Origin of the sequence: Microcoleus sp. Pol8_D6 (genome assembly GCF_036700965.1) — a bacterium.
Classification (GTDB): Bacteria; Cyanobacteriota; Cyanobacteriia; order Cyanobacteriales; family Microcoleaceae; genus Microcoleus.
This window is the reverse complement of the sequence record NZ_JAUBPW010000037.1, coordinates 42753-61109: the sequence shown is the minus strand read 5'-3', so window position 1 is coordinate 61109 and position 18357 is coordinate 42753. Positions and strand designations below refer to the sequence as shown.

Annotated in this window: 16 protein-coding genes; 9 read left to right on the top strand and 7 right to left on the bottom strand. The window is 44.1% G+C overall.

The window, feature by feature from the left end:
- From QUA10_RS16315 to QUA10_RS16305, 3 genes are all read left to right on the top strand, one after another.
- A partial coding sequence (locus QUA10_RS16315; RefSeq protein ID WP_333084815.1) for a PAS domain S-box protein occupies positions 1-2399 on the top strand: 2399 nt, incomplete at its 5' end.
- Positions 2396-3772 (top strand): response regulator, encoded by a 1377-nt coding sequence (locus QUA10_RS16310; protein WP_333084816.1) that lies wholly within the window; start codon positions 2396-2398, stop codon positions 3770-3772. The genes QUA10_RS16315 and QUA10_RS16310, both read left to right, overlap by 4 nt.
- A 222-nt stretch (positions 3773-3994) precedes the next feature.
- Positions 3995-5008, top strand: coding sequence for a poly(ethylene terephthalate) hydrolase family protein (locus QUA10_RS16305; protein ID WP_333084817.1), 1014 nt, complete (start codon positions 3995-3997; stop codon positions 5006-5008).
- Between the two features lie 321 nt (positions 5009-5329).
- On the opposite strand, the gene QUA10_RS16300 is transcribed toward QUA10_RS16305, so the two are convergent.
- The 5 genes from QUA10_RS16300 to QUA10_RS16280 are packed head-to-tail and all read right to left on the bottom strand — an operon-like array spanning position 5330 to position 9873.
- A complete protein-coding gene (locus tag QUA10_RS16300) occupies positions 5330-7426 on the bottom strand; it encodes a SpoIIE family protein phosphatase (protein WP_333084818.1) in 2097 nt (698 codons plus the stop codon).
- Positions 7423-8409 (bottom strand): ABC transporter substrate-binding protein, encoded by a 987-nt coding sequence (locus QUA10_RS16295; RefSeq protein WP_333084819.1) that lies wholly within the window; start codon positions 8407-8409, stop codon positions 7423-7425. Before QUA10_RS16295 ends, QUA10_RS16300 begins: the two co-directional genes overlap by 4 nt.
- Entirely contained in the window at positions 8406-9398 is a 993-nt protein-coding gene (locus tag QUA10_RS16290) for an ABC transporter substrate-binding protein (RefSeq protein WP_333084820.1), read from the bottom strand. Before QUA10_RS16290 ends, QUA10_RS16295 begins: the two co-directional genes overlap by 4 nt.
- Positions 9399-9403: 5 nt before the next feature.
- Positions 9404-9610 (bottom strand): hypothetical protein, encoded by a 207-nt coding sequence (locus QUA10_RS16285; protein WP_333084821.1) that lies wholly within the window; start codon positions 9608-9610, stop codon positions 9404-9406.
- A 32-nt stretch (positions 9611-9642) separates the two neighbouring features.
- On the bottom strand, positions 9643-9873 hold the full coding sequence (locus QUA10_RS16280) for a hypothetical protein (RefSeq protein ID WP_333084822.1): 231 nt from the start codon (positions 9871-9873) through the stop codon (positions 9643-9645).
- Between the two features lie 41 nt (positions 9874-9914).
- Between QUA10_RS16280 and QUA10_RS16275 the strand changes: the two genes are divergently transcribed.
- The 3 genes from QUA10_RS16275 to QUA10_RS16265 all read left to right on the top strand — a co-directional run bounded on the left by QUA10_RS16275 (position 9915) and on the right by QUA10_RS16265 (position 12760).
- Positions 9915-11486, top strand: a complete 1572-nt coding sequence (locus tag QUA10_RS16275; RefSeq protein WP_333084823.1) for an NAD(P)H-quinone oxidoreductase subunit N — start codon at positions 9915-9917, stop codon at positions 11484-11486.
- A gap of 152 nt (positions 11487-11638) precedes the next feature.
- A complete protein-coding gene (locus QUA10_RS16270) occupies positions 11639-12238 on the top strand; it encodes a Uma2 family endonuclease (protein WP_333084824.1) in 600 nt (199 codons plus the stop codon).
- A gap of 105 nt (positions 12239-12343) precedes the next feature.
- A complete protein-coding gene (locus QUA10_RS16265; RefSeq protein ID WP_333084825.1) occupies positions 12344-12760 on the top strand; it encodes a GNAT family N-acetyltransferase in 417 nt (138 codons plus the stop codon).
- Between the two features lie 2 nt (positions 12761-12762).
- Here QUA10_RS16265 and QUA10_RS16260 read toward each other — a convergent pair whose 3' ends face one another.
- Together QUA10_RS16260 and QUA10_RS16255 are read right to left on the bottom strand one after the other, a co-directional pair.
- Complete coding sequence (locus tag QUA10_RS16260) at positions 12763-13122, bottom strand: Spx/MgsR family RNA polymerase-binding regulatory protein (protein ID WP_333084826.1); 360 nt, start codon at positions 13120-13122, stop codon at positions 12763-12765.
- 61 nt (positions 13123-13183) lie between these two features.
- The gene (locus QUA10_RS16255; RefSeq protein ID WP_333084827.1) at positions 13184-13627 is read right to left on the bottom strand and encodes a DUF4332 domain-containing protein; all 444 of its coding nucleotides are present in this window, start codon (positions 13625-13627) and stop codon (positions 13184-13186) included.
- Positions 13628-14028: 401 nt separating this feature from the next.
- Between QUA10_RS16255 and QUA10_RS16250 the strand changes: the two genes are divergently transcribed.
- The 3 genes from QUA10_RS16250 to QUA10_RS16240 all read left to right on the top strand — a co-directional run bounded on the left by QUA10_RS16250 (position 14029) and on the right by QUA10_RS16240 (position 18357).
- A complete protein-coding gene (locus QUA10_RS16250) occupies positions 14029-15417 on the top strand; it encodes an aminopeptidase P family protein (protein ID WP_333084828.1) in 1389 nt (462 codons plus the stop codon).
- Positions 15418-15601: 184 nt separating this feature from the next.
- Positions 15602-17164 (top strand): adenylate/guanylate cyclase domain-containing protein, encoded by a 1563-nt coding sequence (locus QUA10_RS16245; protein WP_333084829.1) that lies wholly within the window; start codon positions 15602-15604, stop codon positions 17162-17164.
- A gap of 209 nt (positions 17165-17373) precedes the next feature.
- A complete protein-coding gene (locus tag QUA10_RS16240) occupies positions 17374-18357 on the top strand; it encodes a GntR family transcriptional regulator (RefSeq protein WP_333084831.1) in 984 nt (327 codons plus the stop codon).

Below are 18357 nucleotides of genomic sequence, written 5' to 3'. Positions count from 1 at the left end.
TTACTACCGATCGCCTAGAATTGTTAAAACTTTTATCTGCACAAATTGCTATTTCTATTGAGAATGCTCAACTTTACGAGCAATTAGGGGAATACTCGCGAACGCTGGAACGTAAGGTTATAGAAAGAACGCAAGAATTGGAACAGGAAATGGCTGTCAGAATGCAAACAGAAATAGCCTTGGGCCAGTCTGAGGAAAAGTTTTCTACAGCCTTTCGTTCCAGTCCTAACCCGATCGCGATCGCCCGATTCGCAGATGGACGCTACATCGAAGTGAACGACAGTTTCCTCAGCACTTTTAGTTACTATCGCGAACAGGTAATTGGTTTTACAGCAAGGGATTTGAATCTTTGGGTTAATTTAGAAGAACGTGACAGATACAGACAACTATTGCAAGAATCAGGAGTGGTTCGCAATCAGGAATTCGATTGTCGTACTTCATCAGGCGAAGTGAGGAAGATGCTGGTATCAGCAGATATTATTGAGCTGGGTGGAGAAGCGTGTATTCTCTTAGTCACTAACGACATTACCGATCGTCAAAGGGCAGAAGAAGCGCTCAAAGAAAGCGAGGCTAAATACCGTGATTTAGTTGAAACATCGCAGGATATGATTTGGTCAGTTGATGTTGAAGGGCGTTATACCTTCGTCAACGCTGCCGTCCAACAGATTTTTGGCTACAGCCCTGAAGAAATGATAGGGCGAAAATTCAGTGAGTTTCAGATACCTGAACAACTTCCCAAAGATAACGAGATATTCCAACGTATGCTGAATGGAGAGTCAGTATTTCAGTATGAAACCATACAATTAGCTAAAGATAGTAGACCTATCAATCTCCGGTTTAATTCACTTGTAGTGCGGGATTCCGAGGGAAATATTCTAGGAATAACTGGCACAGCCAGCGATATTACGGAGGACAAAAAAGCAGAGGCAGCCTTACAACAAGCCAAAGAAGTTGCAGATGCGGCTAACAAGGCTAAAAGCGAATTTTTATCAAAAATGAGTCACGAATTGCGAACTCCCCTCAATGCAATTCTCGGCTTTACCCAAGTGCTGGGACGCGACCGATCCCTTTCTCACATACAGCAGGAACAGATCGCCATCATTAGTCGTTCTGGCGAGCATTTGCTGACGCTGATTAATGACGTTCTGGAAATGTCTAAAATCGAGGCAGGTCGGATTACATTAAATCCTACTAGCTTTGACCTGTATCATTTGCTCCATTCTCTCGAAGAAATGCTCAAACTCAAAGCTGATTCTAAAGATTTACAGCTCAGTTGGCACATCAATTCTAATATTCCTCAGTATGTAAAAACTGACGAAAGCAAATTGCGTCAAGTCTTAATTAATCTACTAGGAAATGCGATCAAGTTTACTACGAAGGGAAGTGTGACACTTCGGGTTACAGCAATTGAGAAACAAAAGTCCCCAACAGACAACGAACCACGGACTATTACGTTTGAAGTGGAAGACACTGGTCACGGCATTGCTCCTACTGAGATAGGCTCTCTATTTAAGGCTTTTGTACAAACTGACGCGGGTCGGAAATCTCAAGAAGGAACTGGCTTGGGTTTACCTATCAGCCGACAATTCGTACAACTGATGGGAGGAGATATTACCGTCAGCAGTACCTTGAATCGAGGAACAATTTTTAGTTTTGATATCCACATTAGCTCCCCTGAGATGGCTGAAGTTCAACCTCGACAATCAAGAAGGCGGGTAATTGGTTTAGAACCCAACCAACCCTCATATCGAATCTTGGTGGTTGATGATAAATGGGAGAGCCGTTTGCTATTGGTTAATCTTCTCGAACCGCTTGGTTTGGAGGTGCGCGAAGCGGAAAATGGTCAAGAAGCTATTACAATCTGGGAAACTTGGAAACCTCACCTAATTTGGATGGATATGCAAATGCCTGTGATAGACGGGTATGAGGCTACCAGACAAATTAAAGCCAAGATTCAAGATGAGGCTACCCCGATTGTTGCGTTGACCGCTAGCGCTTTTGAGGAAGAGCGAGCCATTGTTTTATCATCAGGCTGTGACGATTTTGTGAGCAAGCCTTTCCAAGAAGAAGTTATTTTTGCCAAAATGGCTGAACATTTAGGGGTACAGTATATTTATGAAGATTTACCGAACTTTACATTATCTCAGCTTGAGGGTCAAGACTTGAGTGTAAAAGAAGGAGAAAAAACTGAAACTTTAAGGACAACTTTGGCGACAATGCCTACGGATTGGGTGAGACAGTTACATCATGGAGCTATCGATGCTGATGCCGGCTTGATTTTAAGTTTAGTCTCCACAATCCCTGAATCCGATACTTTTTCGGCGGAGATTATCACCGATTGGATTCATAATTTTCGATTTGATAAAATTACTGACTTAACCGAACAAATTATCCCATGAACAGCCAGCAGTTAGCATCTCATGTTGCCAATCTTTTAGTGGTTGACGATACCCCCGACAACCTGCGTCTTTTATCGACTATGTTGAGCGACAAAGGATATAAAGTTAGGGGGGTAATCAACGGGGAAATGGCATTAAAAGCAGCGCGTTCCACCCCGCCAGATTTGATTTTACTGGACATCACGATGCCCCAGATGAACGGCTATGAAGTTTGCCAACATTTAAAAGCGGATGGCAGAACTTCGGGTATTCCAGTTATTTTCTTGAGCGCCCTAGATCGAGTTTTGGATAAAGTCAAAGCATTTGCTGTGGGAGGAGTAGACTACATCACCAAGCCATTTCATTTAGAAGAAGTTTTAGCTCGTGTCGAAAATCAACTAACTATTCAGCGTTTGCAAAAAAAATTGTACGAGCAAAATGCGCGATTACACGAGTCTGAGGCTAAAGAGCGGAAGAAATCCCAACAACTAGAGCTGGCTCTACAACAGTTACAAAATGCACAAGCTCAACTCATCCAAAGCGAGAAAATGTCAAGTTTAGGGAATGTCGTAGCAGGGGTAGCTCACGAAATTAACAACCCGATTAGCTTCATTAAAGGGAACCTCTCGCCCGTAAGGGAGTACACTGAAGATTTGCTGAGGCTGGTGCAACTTTACGCAGAAGATTTTCCCAATCCCACAGCCGCTATCCAGGAACAACTGGAGGCAATCGATTTCACTTTTCTCAGGAATGACTTGCCGAAGCTAATTGCTTCTATGAGCATAGGAGCTGACAGAATCGGAGAAATAGTGCAATTGCTGCGGAATTTTTCCCGACTCGATGAAGCTGAGTTGAAAGCGGTGGATATCCATGAAGGGCTTGAAAGTACGCTGATGATTTTGCAGCATCGGCTGAAAGATCAAGCAGACCAAAGGATAATTAAAGTGGTAAAAGAGTATGAGGATCTGCCAAAGATAGAATGCTACGCAGGGCAAATGAATCAGGTTTTTATGAACATCCTGACCAATGCGATTGAAGCGTTGCAGTCACAAAAAAGTTGGACCAAAGAGGCAGATGATAACAGCCCAATCCCTACTATCACTATTTGCACGAAGTTACTCTCCGATTTTCTAGTGGGTATTTATATTACTGATAATGGGCCGGGCATAACCGAAGATATTCAACAACGCATATTTGAGCCATTTTTTACAACGAAGGAAGTAGGCAAAGGAAAGGGCTTGGGGTTATCGATTAGCTATGCTATTGTAGTGGACGACCACGGCGGGCAACTCCGTTGTTTTTCGATACCGGATCAAGGAGCGATATTAGCCATCGAAATTCCGATTCAATACTCTAAAAAATGTTTTGCTAAAGAAGATTGGGTCGGGTTATAAGCCACACTAAAATTCAAGTAGTTAAAAAGGGTGTAAAATTAGGAATCGTGTTTATTTATGAGTCAGTTTATTTGCAAGTTTTACACAAATTTCTATTAATCACAATTTGATACTCTTAGTCACAGAGTCCGAAACATTTTTCGGCAACGCTCCTTAAATTCCCAAAGCTCGCCGACTTGTTTTTTTTCCGTAGCTTATGCACGCACTCTCAAACCCAAAATAATGATGAATTTCTACCCTCATTGTTTTTCGGCAAAAACCCTAGCAATTGTTTGTGCAATTGCTGCGTTTGTTGTCCTTGCTAGCAAAGTCTTTGCCACAACAATCGATTATGCACCGCCATTTAAAGAAACTAGCTTTTACAGTACGACGATATCTGCTAATAACGATTTAGCTGACATTTATTATCCTAAACCATCGGATCTTAATTCGGGTAATTACTCTTTCCCCATTGTACTTTTATTGCAAGGTGCGCTTGTAGATAAATCATTTTATTCAGATTACGCTAGCCACGTGGCGCGGTACGGCTTTGTGGTAGTTGTTCCGAACCATTTGCGCCCTTCGCCCTTCAATCCCAGTTCACCCCCTAATTTGGCGTCTGAAACTTCGCAAATTGCGGCGGTTTTGTCGCAAATGGCGATCGAAAACACAAAGCCCACATCTCCGATCGCGTCTGTTATCGATACGCAGCGCCTTGGTTTATTAGGTCATTCTTTTGGTGGTGCAGTGGGGTTATCCGTGATTGCTAATAAATGCCTCCCAGAACTGTATTTGTGTCAAGAGCCATTTACGCGCCCGAAAGAATTATTAGCGGGTGCATTTTTTGGAGCTAACTTGCGGAATCCCATTGCTAATGAATTTGTACCCATCCCTAATGATGGCATTGCAGTGGCGTTGATTCAAGGCGATATCGATGGTGTCGCCCTGCCCGATCGATCTCAAAGCACCTTTGACCAAATTCAAACACCACCCAAAGCTTTGATTACTGTTATGGGTGCAAATCACTTCGGCATTACCAATGTTAATAACCCCCCTGGTGCGAACCTTGATCGCAATACTGCTACCTTAGAGCGATCCGTGGGTATTGAAACGATCGCCCGTTGGAGCGCGCTATTTTTGCGGGCAAATATGCTTAAAGATCGATCGGCATTTGATTATATTTACTCTCAAGGTGACGCCCTCGATCCGAATGTCCGTGTTACCACCGTTGCAGTTCCAAAACCATTTTCTAAGTAGCTCCACCTAAAAAAACGTAAGATAGATTAAGGCTAATAGATAGTGTGCCTACATTTTTATTATTTGGCATCACTTATCTGACAGATCGCGATCACTATATTGTTTTAAGCATCTATGTACAGTAATTCTATGTACACCTAAACGTTCAGCTACATCTGTAAGGCTTTGAATCGCTCAAGTTTTTAACCCATAAAGTGCCTAAATTTTTTCTTTATTAGGTAGAGTTAGCTGCTCTGAAAAAAATATTTTTAACTCGTCTGCTGTTAAATAAATTCTTTCTTAGTAGCTTACTTTTATAAAGAATTCCTCAAACTTGGTTCTTCATTTTAGGATTTCATTTGGTATAATATTATTATTAACTAAATTTCCCTTTTCAGTAACGTCAGCCTGCCGCTTAAAGACTAGCAACGTAATATCATCTAACACTTTCTGCTTACCAATATGTTGCCGCACATCTACAATCACCGCATCCTTAACTCCTGCTGCAGACTTGTGCCAATTTTGACTAATTACTTGACACAATTGCTTTAGTCCATACTGCTTTTTGCGGATGTTATAGGCTTCTGGAATCCCATCAGTATAAAGCACCACGCCATCTCCAGGTTCTAGCTCAATCAGGACGTGACTGATGAAGTCTGCGATATCATCATCTAAAGCGATCGGGAAGCCTAACTCCATCGTATCGATGCGCTCAACCTCTCCATTTTTTCGCACCACTAGCGTTTCTTCATGCTGACCGCTGATGCTGATCCGTCCTTCGGAGTAGTTCAAAATCGCCAGCGTCAGACTTTTCTCAGAATTCATGCGCTGCACGTTTTTGTAGAGGGTACGGTTGAGTACATCCAGGAATCGAACTGGATCTAGTCCACGAATCTCTTGCAGGGTGCGAACTGAGGTTTGCGCCATCAGCATGAGAATGCCGCTTTCGAGGCCGTGTCCGGTGACATCACCGATCGCCAGTGTGACAACACCATCGATCTGTAGCACGTCGTAGTAGTCCCCTCCTACTTCATCGGCGGGTTCCATGTATCCGGCGATATCTAGTCCGTCAATTTCCAGTTCATGAGGGTTGGGCAAAATCATTTGCTGGATCTGACGCGCCACATTCACTTCTGCACCTAAACGGAGGTTGTCTACTTTGAGTTTTTCGTTGAGGGTAATGATTTCCTGATTAGCATTAGCGAGTTCTGCTGTTCGTTCTTTAACTTTGTCTTCGAGGGTTTCAAAGGATTCTTGGATTTGCCTCGCCATGCTGTTGAAGGATCGTGCTAGCAGACCAATTTCGTCTCGCGATCGCATCTTCACACGCATATCTAAGTGACCCGCCGTAAACTGGGCAACCGCTTGGGTGAGGTAAATCAGAGGCTTGGTTAATAGTTGTGCGATCGCCAAAGCGATGATAGTTACAATTGTGGCGATGATTGCTAATAAAAGAAGTGCATCCTGTATTTGTTTTTCTACAGGTGCTAGGGCAACGGCAATGGGTTGTGCGAAAAGAACTGACCAAGGTTTATATTTCAGGCGGGCGATCGCTAAAAGGCTCAACTCATTATTACCCGTAGCTGACAATCGTGTGGTTAGATAGGGCTGCTTAGTGTCTAATACTTGCTTGAGGTCGGGCAAATTGATTGCAAGTTCTTTCGTTAAAGTCTTGGGCAAACGCCCTTCGCGTTGCAGTTTCGCTACAACATTGGGTGACAAAGGCACAATTGATTTGAAAAGAAGTTCATGTGTAGTGCTATGTGCCAGATAGATATAGTTCTCATCTAAAAGAACGGCTAACGATTTCGCACCTGCACGCTCAGTTTCCCGACTCACCAACTGCTGGACAGATGTGGCATTGTATGTCACCCGCAATACACCCAATATATTTCCCCTTGCATCGCGAACAGGACTGCTAAAGAAGAGCGTAACGAGGTTGGGAATTGTCGGCGATTGCCTAATACTAGAAACAAAAGATAGTTGAGTTTTGAGCGGTTCTTGGAAGTAATCTTGGTCGGATTCCTCTCGTCCAACATCCGGTGTATTCGTATCTAGTACATTCCGTCCATTTAAGTCGAGCAAGGCATAGGAGATAATATTAAGCATATCTTTGCGACTGAGCCTGGTTAAGGTTTCAGTCGCTAACCTCTCTTGGGGACTACCATTTCGCCGTTCTGGAGGTAGGCTCAGATAGGCGGCCAAACCTGGTAAAAGCGCTTCTACGCGCACGGCATTGAGATTCCCATCGATAAACCCATCTATTCTGTAAGCGGTTTCGTTAGCCGCCGCAGATAGGGCTTGTTGTGCGTTGTCGGTCAATGCCTTTTCAGTTGTCTGCTTGTTGATAAATGCTAACAACAGCAACGGAATCAGAGCAACGACGAGAAACGACACGATTAACTTTGTACGAATACTGTTGAAAAAGGAGCGCTTCATGGTTTCAGGCTAGCAGGGGGAGTTAAGAAAGAAGAATTGAACAAGGTTTCTAGATTGGGAAGGCGCGTCACATTGCCAGCGCGAATAAAAAAGTCCGCATATTTCTTGGCGTTTTTGTAGATATAATTAGGGTTGTCTGATTGAAATAAGTTTTGATTTTCTGCAAAGTCAGTGAGGTCTATTCCCTCGAAAGAAATTTTGTTGCTGGGAATATTCAACACTTTGCTCGCGATCTCGTTTCCTTCGGGAATATTTGTTTCCCAATAAGACAAGGCTTGAAGCCAGCCTCGCACAAAGGCGCGAATATCTTCGGGGCGATCACGTATCACCTCACCCCGAAACGCGACCAAATCCAAAATTAAGCCTGGGGTTTGTTTGCTTGTAAACAAAATTTTTGCTCCTAATTTTAATGATTCAGAAAGATACGGTTCCCAAGTGTGCCCTGCTTGGATAGCCTTGTTTTGTAGGCGATCTGGAACTTCTAAAGCATCGACTTTAACCAGGCTAACATCATCGCTCGTCAGCTTAGAGGTTTTCAACATCTCAGTAACGAAGACTTCGCTAAAGCTGCCTAGATTTGCACCAAGCTTTTTTCCTTTCAAGTTAAGAATTGTTTTAATATGCGATTCAGCGACTACCACATCTGCACCTGTCGATTCATCCACAACCATCACAGCTTGTATATCAGGATTTGTGGCACTCAATATAATCAAATTGCCCAAGGGCAATCCGATCCCATCGTACTTCCCTGCACTGAAATCCGCCTGTTGCATTGAGTAGTCTACATTGCTCAGTTCCACGTCTATCCCTTGCGCTTTGAAGAATCCTTTCTCTTGAGCAATGGTGACAGGTATATAGCCAATAAAAGGGACAAAACTTACTTTCAGGGGAGGACGTTTTACTTTTAGAGGTTCCGAAAAATGACAAGCAAACAGCAGCCAGCAGGTAATAATAAAGAGGCTGGTGAAAAAGGAGCGCTTCATGGTTTCAGACTAGGAGGGGGGGTTAAAAAAGAAGAATTGAACAAGGTTTCTAGATTGGGAAGGCGCGTCACATTGCCAGCGCTAATAAAAAAGTCCGCATATTTCTGGGCGGTTTTGTAGATATAATTAGGACTGTCTGATTGAAATAACTTTTGATTTTCTGCAATGTCAGTGAGGTCTATTCCCTCGAAAGAAATTGTCTTGATGGGAATATTCAACGCTTTACTCAGGATCTCGTTTCCTTCGGGAATATTTGCTTCCCAATATGACAAGCCTTGAAGCCAGCCTCGCACAAAGGCGCGAATATCTTCGGGGCGATCGCGTATGACCTCACCCCGAAACGCTACCAAATCCAAAATTAAGCCTGGGGTTTGTTTGCTTGTAAACAGGACATGCGCCCCTAATTTTAATGCTTCAGAAAGATACGGTTCCCAAGTGTGTCCTGCTTGGATAGCATTGTTTTGTAAGCGATTGGGAACTTCAAAAGCCTCGACTTTAACCAGTCTAACATCCTCGCTTGTCAGCTTAGAGGTTTTCAACATCTCAGTAACGAAAAACTCGCTAAAGTCGCCTAGATTTGCACCAAGCTTTTTTCCTTTCAAGTTAGGGATTGTTTTAATCTCTGATTGCGCGACTACCACATCTGCCCCTGTCGATTCATCCACAACCATCACAGCTTGCATATCAGGATCTGTGGCACTCAAAATCACAAAATCGCCCAAGGTCAATGCGATCGCATCATACTTCCCTGCACTGAAATCCGCGAAAAGCAATTGTGAGTCCTCTATATAGCTGAGTTCCACGTCTACCCCTTGCGCTTTGAAGAATCCTTTCTCTTGAGCAATGATGAGAGGTGTATAGCCAACAAAAGGAACACAAGATACTTTTAGGGGAGGAAGTTTTACTTTTAAAGGTTGCGAAGACTGACAAGCAAACAGCAGCCAGCAGGTAATAATAAATATACAGATGTAATTGAGTAGTTTATACATACTAGCTATAGCATTCCTGGTGTAGAAAAGGCGACTGATATTTTCTGGAACCCGATCGACCTAAGTGCATTCTCCGCAATCGCCGCTAAACCTGTTCCGGTGGCTATATCTAGAACTTGCTGGCCGTATCGCACTTTTGCCAATTTTACTAACCAAGTTGCAGCTTGGTTAGTAAAATTTAATCTCGTAGTCGAGGCGGTTGTTGAAGTCATTGAGAATCTGCGGTTTGTAGGCACTTAGCGACTCAGTCATGCCGAATTCTGGTTGAACTTTCTACATTGTGGCAGTTAAGGTCGATCGCGACTCTCGGCGCAGGTGACATCAGCCGGCAATCTCTACAATGCCCGCCCATGTATGCAAAACCGCTACCGAGTATCAACTCTTCGGCAACAAACACCCACCCAATTGGGATCGCGAAGCTGTAATCCGCTACAATCTGTGTTTGGTAAAGAATTTTTACAAGTTCACAGCCCATTACAGCCTTTGCGGCTTGTACTACCCAACCTGCCTGAAAATATGGATTTTGCTACTCTTGCTGCCCAGCTAAATGCTGGAACTATCTTGCCAGAGGGAATTGTCATCATCACCCTCTTGGTGGTTCTCGTCGGCGATTTAATCGTAGGCCGCAGTTCCTCGGGTTGGACTCCCTACGTTGCCGTTGCGGGTTTGTTGGCCGCCGTCGCTGCCTTGTGTTTGCAGTGGGATAACGTTGATACCATCTCGTTTCTAGGCGGTTTTAACAGCGATGCCTTGAGTTTAGTGTTTCGTGGCATTATCGCTTTGACTGCGGCTGTCACTATTTTGATATCCGTCCGCTATGTACTGCAAACTGGTACTGCTTTAGCGGAATTCATCGGCATTTTACTCACCGCTACTTTGGGGGGAATGTTCCTCAGCGGCGCTGATGAATTGGTGATGATTTTTATTTCGTTGGAAACTCTGAGTATCTCGTCTTATTTGCTGACGGGTTACACAAAACGCGACCCGCGTTCCAATGAAGCTGCTTTGAAATATTTGTTAATTGGGGCTTCTTCTTCGGCAGTGTTTCTCTACGGGCTTTCGCTGCTGTACGGGTTGTCGGGCGGCGAAACTCAGTTAAGTGCGATCGCGGCTAACCTTTCTACTGTGAATGAAGGTCAATCTCTCGGTTTGGTGATTGCTTTGGTTTTTGCGATCGCCGGCATCGCCTTCAAAATCTCTGCGGTTCCTTTCCACCAGTGGACTCCTGACGTTTACGAAGGTTCTCCTACACCCGTTGTTGCCTTTCTTTCTGTCGGTTCCAAAGCAGCAGGTTTTGCCCTAGCAATCCGCTTGTTAACAACTGCTTTCCCCGCACTTATCGAACAGTGGCACTTCGTATTCACGGCCTTAGCCATTCTCAGCATGGTGTTAGGAAATGTGGTTGCCCTCGCCCAGACTAGCATGAAGCGGCTTTTGGCTTATTCGTCGATCGCCCAAGCCGGTTTTGTGATGCTGGGTTTGATTGCAGGAACAGAAGCCGGTTACTCCAGCATGATATTTTATCTGTTGGTTTACCTGTTTATGAACTTGGGTGCTTTCGCCTGCATCATCCTGTTCTCGCTGCGGACTGGAACCGACCAAATTAGCGAATACTCAGGTTTGTACCAAAAAGACCCGCTGTTAACTTTGGCCTTAAGTATTTGCCTGCTTTCTCTCGGTGGAATTCCGCCCCTGGCTGGATTTTTCGGCAAAATCTATCTGTTCTGGGCCGGCTGGCAAGCAGGACTTTACGGCCTAGTTATTCTGGGATTAATTACCAGCGTAGTTTCGATTTACTACTACATCCGCGTTGTCAAGATGATGGTAGTAAAAGAACCTCAAGAAATGTCAGACGCGGTAAAAAATTATCCCGAAGTTCGCTGGAACCTTCAGGGAATGCGGCCTTTGCAAGTCAGCGTTGTACTCACTTTAATTGCGACAACTTTGGCGGGAGTTTTATCGAATCCTTTGTTTAATTTGGCAAATGATGCTATTACCAAAACTCCCATCTTGCAGTCGGCATTGAGTCATGTGCAACCTGTTGCGGGTGCGAAAATAGAATCGAATTTGGTGTCTCGCCGGGATTAATTTTTCCTGGTTTTGAAATAGTGGAAAACGCCTGACTCTTTGAAGTTGGGCGTTTCTTTTTTGTTGTGATATACTGTTAATTATGATTTTTAACCCAGATGTAGGCAGATTAACGCAGATTAACGCAGATAAAAGTTAGTACAGAGGCAACAATGTTAGTACAAAGTAAGGAAAAGTTTTATACTCCAGATGAGTACCGGGACTTAGAGGAAACTGCTGAGTTTAGAAATGAATACCGGGATGGAGAAATTGTACAAATGAGTGGTGGCAGTATTAATCACAGCCGGATTATCCGAAATTTGAGTAGAGTCTTGGGAAATTTGCTTGAGGGGCAGCCCTATGAGCTTTTTCACAACGATTTGCGGTTGTGGATTCCTCGGTATCGACGGGGAACTTACCCGGATGTGATGGTGATTGAAGGGGAGCCAGTTTTTACCGAGGGGCGCAGTGATGAGATCCTCAATCCGATGCTCATCGTGGAAGTGCTTTCTAAGTCTACCAAAGATTTTGATCGAGAGGATAAGTTTCGGTTTTATCGATCTATCCCTGAATTCTGTGAATATGTGTTAGTCAATCAATCTGAGTTTTTAGTGGCACAATATATTAAAACAGAATCGAATGAATGGTTATTTCGGGAATATGAGGGAGAGACAGCAACAGTTTCTTTTGCTTCCTTGGGAGTGCAAATGTCGATGAGCGAGATTTATGCCAAAGTGGTATTTGAAAGCCAGGAAACGGAAGTGCAGCAGTAAAATTCATGCTATGGGGTGATGCAATGTCTAGCTTGGTAACAGTAAAACAATAATAATTTGGTTGGTGGTAAGGACTTTAGTCTTCTAATTTTTATGAGGGAAGATATGGATAACTACCGAATTGTCGAAACTTTGACCGAAAGCCAGGTTTCCGACTTGATGGATTTGTACAAAAACGAGTTTTGGAGCGACAAGCGGACGCGGGAAGATGTGGTGAAAATGCTGGCTTCTACTGATGTTACCATTGGTTTTGTCGATGAGTGCGATCGACTAATTGGCATTTCCCGCGTCATTACCGATTTTGTCTACAGAGCCATGATTTTTGATGTCATCATCAAGCCGACACACAGAAAGATGGGACTGGGTGCGAAGTTGATGGATGCAGTTTTAAGTCATCCCCAACTGCAAGCTGTCGAGCATTTTTATCTTAATTGTTTGCCGAACATGATGCCGTTTTACGAGCGTTGGGGTTTCACTGATGATATGGGCGAACTTAAGTTTTTGCGGCGAACAACAGGCTGAACTCAGGTTGTTGAAAGCTCCAGTTTTTCTCTAATTGCGTCTTCTTTGAAACCTACTAAAACAGCCGTTCCATCTTTAACGAAAAGAGGACGTTTCAGCAGCATAGCATCCTTAGCAAAAGCCTCTACCCACTGTTCGCTAGTCCAATCTTTCTTGTCATCGCCCAAAGCGCGGTAAGATTGACCAGAAGTATTTCGCATGGGTTGAAAACCCAAAGCAGCTACCCAGCTTTGAATTGTTTCGCGAGTAGGTGGCTGTTCTTTAGTGTTAATGAACTCGTAATTAACATCGCTATCTTTGAGCCACTGGAAAGCTTTTTTGCAGGTTCCGCAATTGGGGATTCCGTAAACTTGAATTGACATAATGACTGTTGACTGCTGACTGTTGGCTAATAACAACTAACAACTGACTACTGACTACTGACTACTGACTACTGACTAATCTAGCTTGTTGAACCCATTTTTGCACGCGATCGACTGAAGGAGTCAAGTCATTGCGCTGCATTGTCGCTACGTGCAGCCTTAAAACTTGTTGGTGTAATCTCTCCACGGGCATTTGAGCCAATTGAGCCGGCGAAGCAACACCCGCGTGCAGTAACAGCCCGCAATACTGACAGCCTACACTCGGAATTCGAGCTAAATTTGCCATCGCTACCCATTTATTAACATATTGAATGTTAATCTGTAATTGATGGGCTAGCAACACTTTCGCCGCCTGCGTTTTCGTCATGCGAATTAGTTGTCCGGTTGTGGTGATGCTGCACTCTTCCAGTTGAGATTGGTTTTCCTTGCTCAATCCCGGTAAATGTGAGATCGGCCAGTCGCGTACTTGCACACAAGTTTGAGGAGCTTTATGAGAAATTTTCATGTTTTTTCAGTTAATTTTACTTATACTTTAAAGTCTCATATATCAAACAGTCAATAGAGGATGTCGCTCACGTCACCCAATCAACAAAAACCAGACCAAGGAATTTGACTAATTGCGGGTGTTGTGACATTTCTGCTAATTGCTTGCAGAGTAGCACTTTCAGCCTGTTTTTACTGAGTGAGGATCAGGCTTACTGCTTAACCAAATCAAATCATCCCGGCGATGACGAGAAATACTATAAAAAAGACAGCCTATAAATGCTAGCAAAAAAGAAGTGACCGATGAGGATTTTATCAAAAATGCCTGCCAAGTTGGCAGTCCGAATTTTAGTTCTTTAATGCTGAGAATGCAAAAACTTGTGGCTGACTGCAAACCCAACTCAAAATTATAGGTTTTTACCCATGAAAATTACACAAGGTGATGATTTGTTAACTAATACTTTACAGCAACGGCGGCAAAAACTGGCTAGTTTAATTAATTTTCCGGTAATTTTATGGTCGGGGCGCAGCATTCCTCGCAATTATCCGGCACTTACTTATCCATTTCGTGCCAGCAGTCACTTTTTATATTTTGCTGGTTTGCCCTTAGAAAATGCTGCCATTCGCTTAGAATCGGGCAAATTAGAATTGTTCTTAGATGACGCACCTGCTAGCAGCACGCTTTGGCACGGAGAAATGCCGAAAAGAGCAGAAATTGCCGAACTAATTGGGGCTGATGCTGCTTTCCCAATGGCCGCATTGAAATCGCGATCTACAAATGCAGCAACGATCGCAGTTCAGGATTCTTGGACTCAGTTGCAACAGTCTCAAATTCTAGATCGCCCTCTGGCACTGCCCAATTCGTCAACCGGAATCGACCTAGAATTAACCAAGGCGATCGTATCTCTGCGCCTGAGCCACGACGCAGCCAGTTTGGTCGAATTGCGTCAAGCTGCCGCTGTTACTGTAGAAGCTCATAAAGCGGGTATGGCGGCAACTCGAAATGCTCAAATTGAAGCAGGGGTGCGTGCTGCAATGGAAAGTGTCATCATCTCCAAAAATATGACCTATGCCTATCCCAGTATCGTTACAGTACATGGAGAAGTCCTGCACAGCGAACATTATCACAATCCCCTACAAACCGGAGATTTGCTGTTAGCAGATGTTGGTGCCGAAACATCAACGGGATGGGCGGCTGATGTGACTCGCACTTGGCCGGTTTCTGGCAAGTTTTCAGCTACTCAAAGAGCGATTTATGATGTAGTTTTGGCCGTTCATGATGCGTGTATTGATAAAATTAGTCCCGGTGTGGAATATCAAGATATTCACCTGTTAGCTGCTAGAATTATGGCGGAAGGATTAGTTGATTTGGGCATCTTGCGCGGCAATGTTGAAGATTTGGTAGAGATGGATGCTCACGCGCTGTTTTTTGTACATGGTATCGGACATTTAATCGGTTTGGATGTTCACGATATGGAAGATTTAGGCGATTTGGCTGGCTATGAAGAAGGAAGAACCAGAAGCAGTCGGTTTGGGTTGGGATTTTTGCGGTTGAATCGAGTTTTGCGTCCCGGAATGCTGGTCTCGATTGAACCGGGATTTTATCAAGTTCCGGCAATCTTAAATAACCCAGAAAACCTCGCCAAATATGAAGATTTTGTTAATTGGGAGGATTTGGAAAAATTTGCAGATGTGCGGGGGATACGCATAGAAGATGATATACTTGTCATCAATGACGGTAGAGAAGTATTGACAGGGAAATTGCCCACAAAAGCTCCGGAGATTGAGGAGTTAGTTGCGGTAAATACGTAAGTATAGCCTACTTAGATCACACATACGCAGTTCCATCAGGGGTGAAAAACAATAAATAAAGATGAATAAAGATTGGCCAACAAGTCTTTTGATATTAGTTAAAAAAGTGCTCTCGCAAGTCAGAAAAATCGCAGCAATAATACTTCCACGCAGTGTTCGTAAACCTATATCCTCGCGGCCTCCCATGCAAGCTGCACCTTTGCCCAGCAACGAAGAAGAGAGGCTAGAAGCACTTCACCGCTACAACATTCTCGACACAGAAGCCGAAGCCGCTTTTGATGATCTAACAGCTTTAGCATCTTATATTTGTGGCACTCCTATTGCTTTAGTAAGCTTAATAGATTCTAACCGACAGTGGTTTAAATCCAAAGTGGGTCTGGAAGCGCCCGAAACTCCGAGAGAGTCAGCTTTTTGCGCCCACGCTATTTTAAATCCCAACGAATTGCTAGTTGTACCCAATGCTCTAGATGACGATCGCTTTGCCGCCAATCCGCTAGTAACTTCCAATCCAAATATTCGGTTTTATGCTGGCGCGCCGCTAGTAACTCCTGATGGTTATCCGATTGGCACTTTGTGCGCGATAGATACAATCCCTCGTAATCTCGCCCCAGAACAGCTAGAAGCGCTGCGGACTTTAGGACGGCAAATTATCAACCACATGGAGTTGCGAATCAATCTGACTAAATTAAAGCGGGCACAGATCAGGAACAAACAAGTAGAAGAAAAACTCCGTTCTACCGACGAGCAAATTGTCAATTTTTTAGAAGGAATGAGCGATGCTTTTTTTGCTTTCGACACCCAGTGGCGATTTACTTACGTCAATTACAAAGGAGCACAATTTTTGAAGCGATCCCAGGAAGAACTTTATGGTAAAAATTTTTGGGAAGAGTTTCCCGAATTCGCAAATTCGGATTTTTATAAAGAGTATCATGAAGCTGTCGCTAAACAAATTGGAGTGGCTTTTGAAAAATATTATCGTCCCTTAAAAGTGTGGTTGGAAGTCCGGGTTTTTCCTTCTTACGACGGCATTTCTGTGTTTTTTCACGACATAACCAAGCGCAGGCAGATGGAATCTGCACTCAGAAAAGAACAGAAAACAACTGAAAGGTTACTGTTAAATATTTTGCCCGAACCGATCGCCCACAGGTTGAAGTATAAACCGGGGGTGATAGCTGACAAGTTTGAAAAAGCAACAATTCTTTTTGCTGACTTGGTGAATTTTACCCAAATTTCTACTACCATGTCCGCCACTAAATTAGTATACTTACTAAATGAAATTTTCTCAACTTTTGACCAACTGAGTGAGAAGCACGGCTTAGAAAAAATCAAGACGATCGGGGATGCTTACATGGTAGCAGCAGGTATTCCCATTGAACGTCCAGACCACGCAGAGGCGATCGCCGAAATGGCGCTGGATATGCTAGCAGCAATTAAGGAATTAAATGTGAAGCTAGATACGAAATTTGACCTCCGCATCGGGATTAATAGCGGGCCGGTGGTAGCGGGGGTAATCGGCACTAAAAAATTCATTTACGATTTGTGGGGAAATGCAGTGAATACAGCCAGCCGCATGGAATCTCACGGCATACCAGGTCGCATTCAAGTCAGCCACTATACTTATGAGTTGCTCGAGGATAAATATGAATTTGAAGATCGTGGCGAGATCCAGATTAAAGGTAAAGGGGAAATGCAGACTTATTTGCTGACAGGTAGAAAAATAGCAAGCGAGCTCAAAATCTCAGAGTAAATAAAACTAAGACTTGAAAGTACCTAATTGTTGAGGGAAACTCCGGAGGCTGCGATTAATCGCCTCTTCGGCGCGATCGCCCTGTGGCAGAACGGCTGCTGCAGATCAACCAAATAAGATTATGCTATAGACAGAGATATCGGAGCAATCCTAGGCGCGGTACTCGACGTTATAAAAATACTAAGTTGAAGTCGTCGGAGCCTTTAATAATGGTTCAATTTCATATTCAAACAGATAGCGATATTCCAGCATCCACCCAACTATTTAATCAAATCAGGTTTGCGATCGCCTCGCGACAATTTCCGCCCGGACACCGCTTGCCCAGCACCAGACAGCTAGCCATGCAGACGGGTTTGCACCGCAACACCATCAGCAAAGTATACCGCCAGCTCGAAAATACCGGACTCGTAGAAGCGCAAGCAGGATCGGGCATTTACGTCCGCGCCCTAGGCAACGAACACGGCAACAAACTCAAATCTCCGATCCTCGAAGAATATCCCCTTGCCAACAAAATAGTGCAAGGAAGTATCGATCAACTGCTGGGACAGGGCTGTACGCTCAACCAAGCGAGGGAATTATTTTTGGCCGAAATTGACTGGCGGCTCAGGTGCAGCGCCCGCGTCGTCGTCACAGCCCCCACAGAAGACATCGGCGTGGGTGAACTGATGGCGAAAGAACTCGAACAAGCTCTTCGCATTCCCATACAGTTAGTGCCGATGGAACAGCTAGGTACTTTTTTGGATCAAATCTCTTCAGGAACTGTGATCACGAGTCGATATTTTATCGGAGAAGCAGAATCGATTTCGGCACCGCGTTCTGTGCGAGTTATTCCCGTAGACATCTACGACTACAGCCAGGAAATCCAGCTAGTGGGGAGTTTGCCCAAAGACAGTTATTTGGGTCTCGTCAGCCTGAGTCCGGGAATGCTACGATCGACCGAAGTCATCATCCACAGCATCCGGGGAGAGGATTTGCTGGTGATGACGGCCTTGGTGTCAGACGAGTACAAGATTAACTCGATCGTGCGATCGGCCAGAACAATTTTTTGCGACCAACCGAGTTTTGCTACAGTAAAAGCTGCCATCAATGCGGCTAGAGAAGATATTATTCGTCCCCCGCAACTGATATGCTCCGAAAATTACATCGGCTCTAAGTCGATTAATTTGCTCAAGCGCGAGTTGGGCTTGGGATGA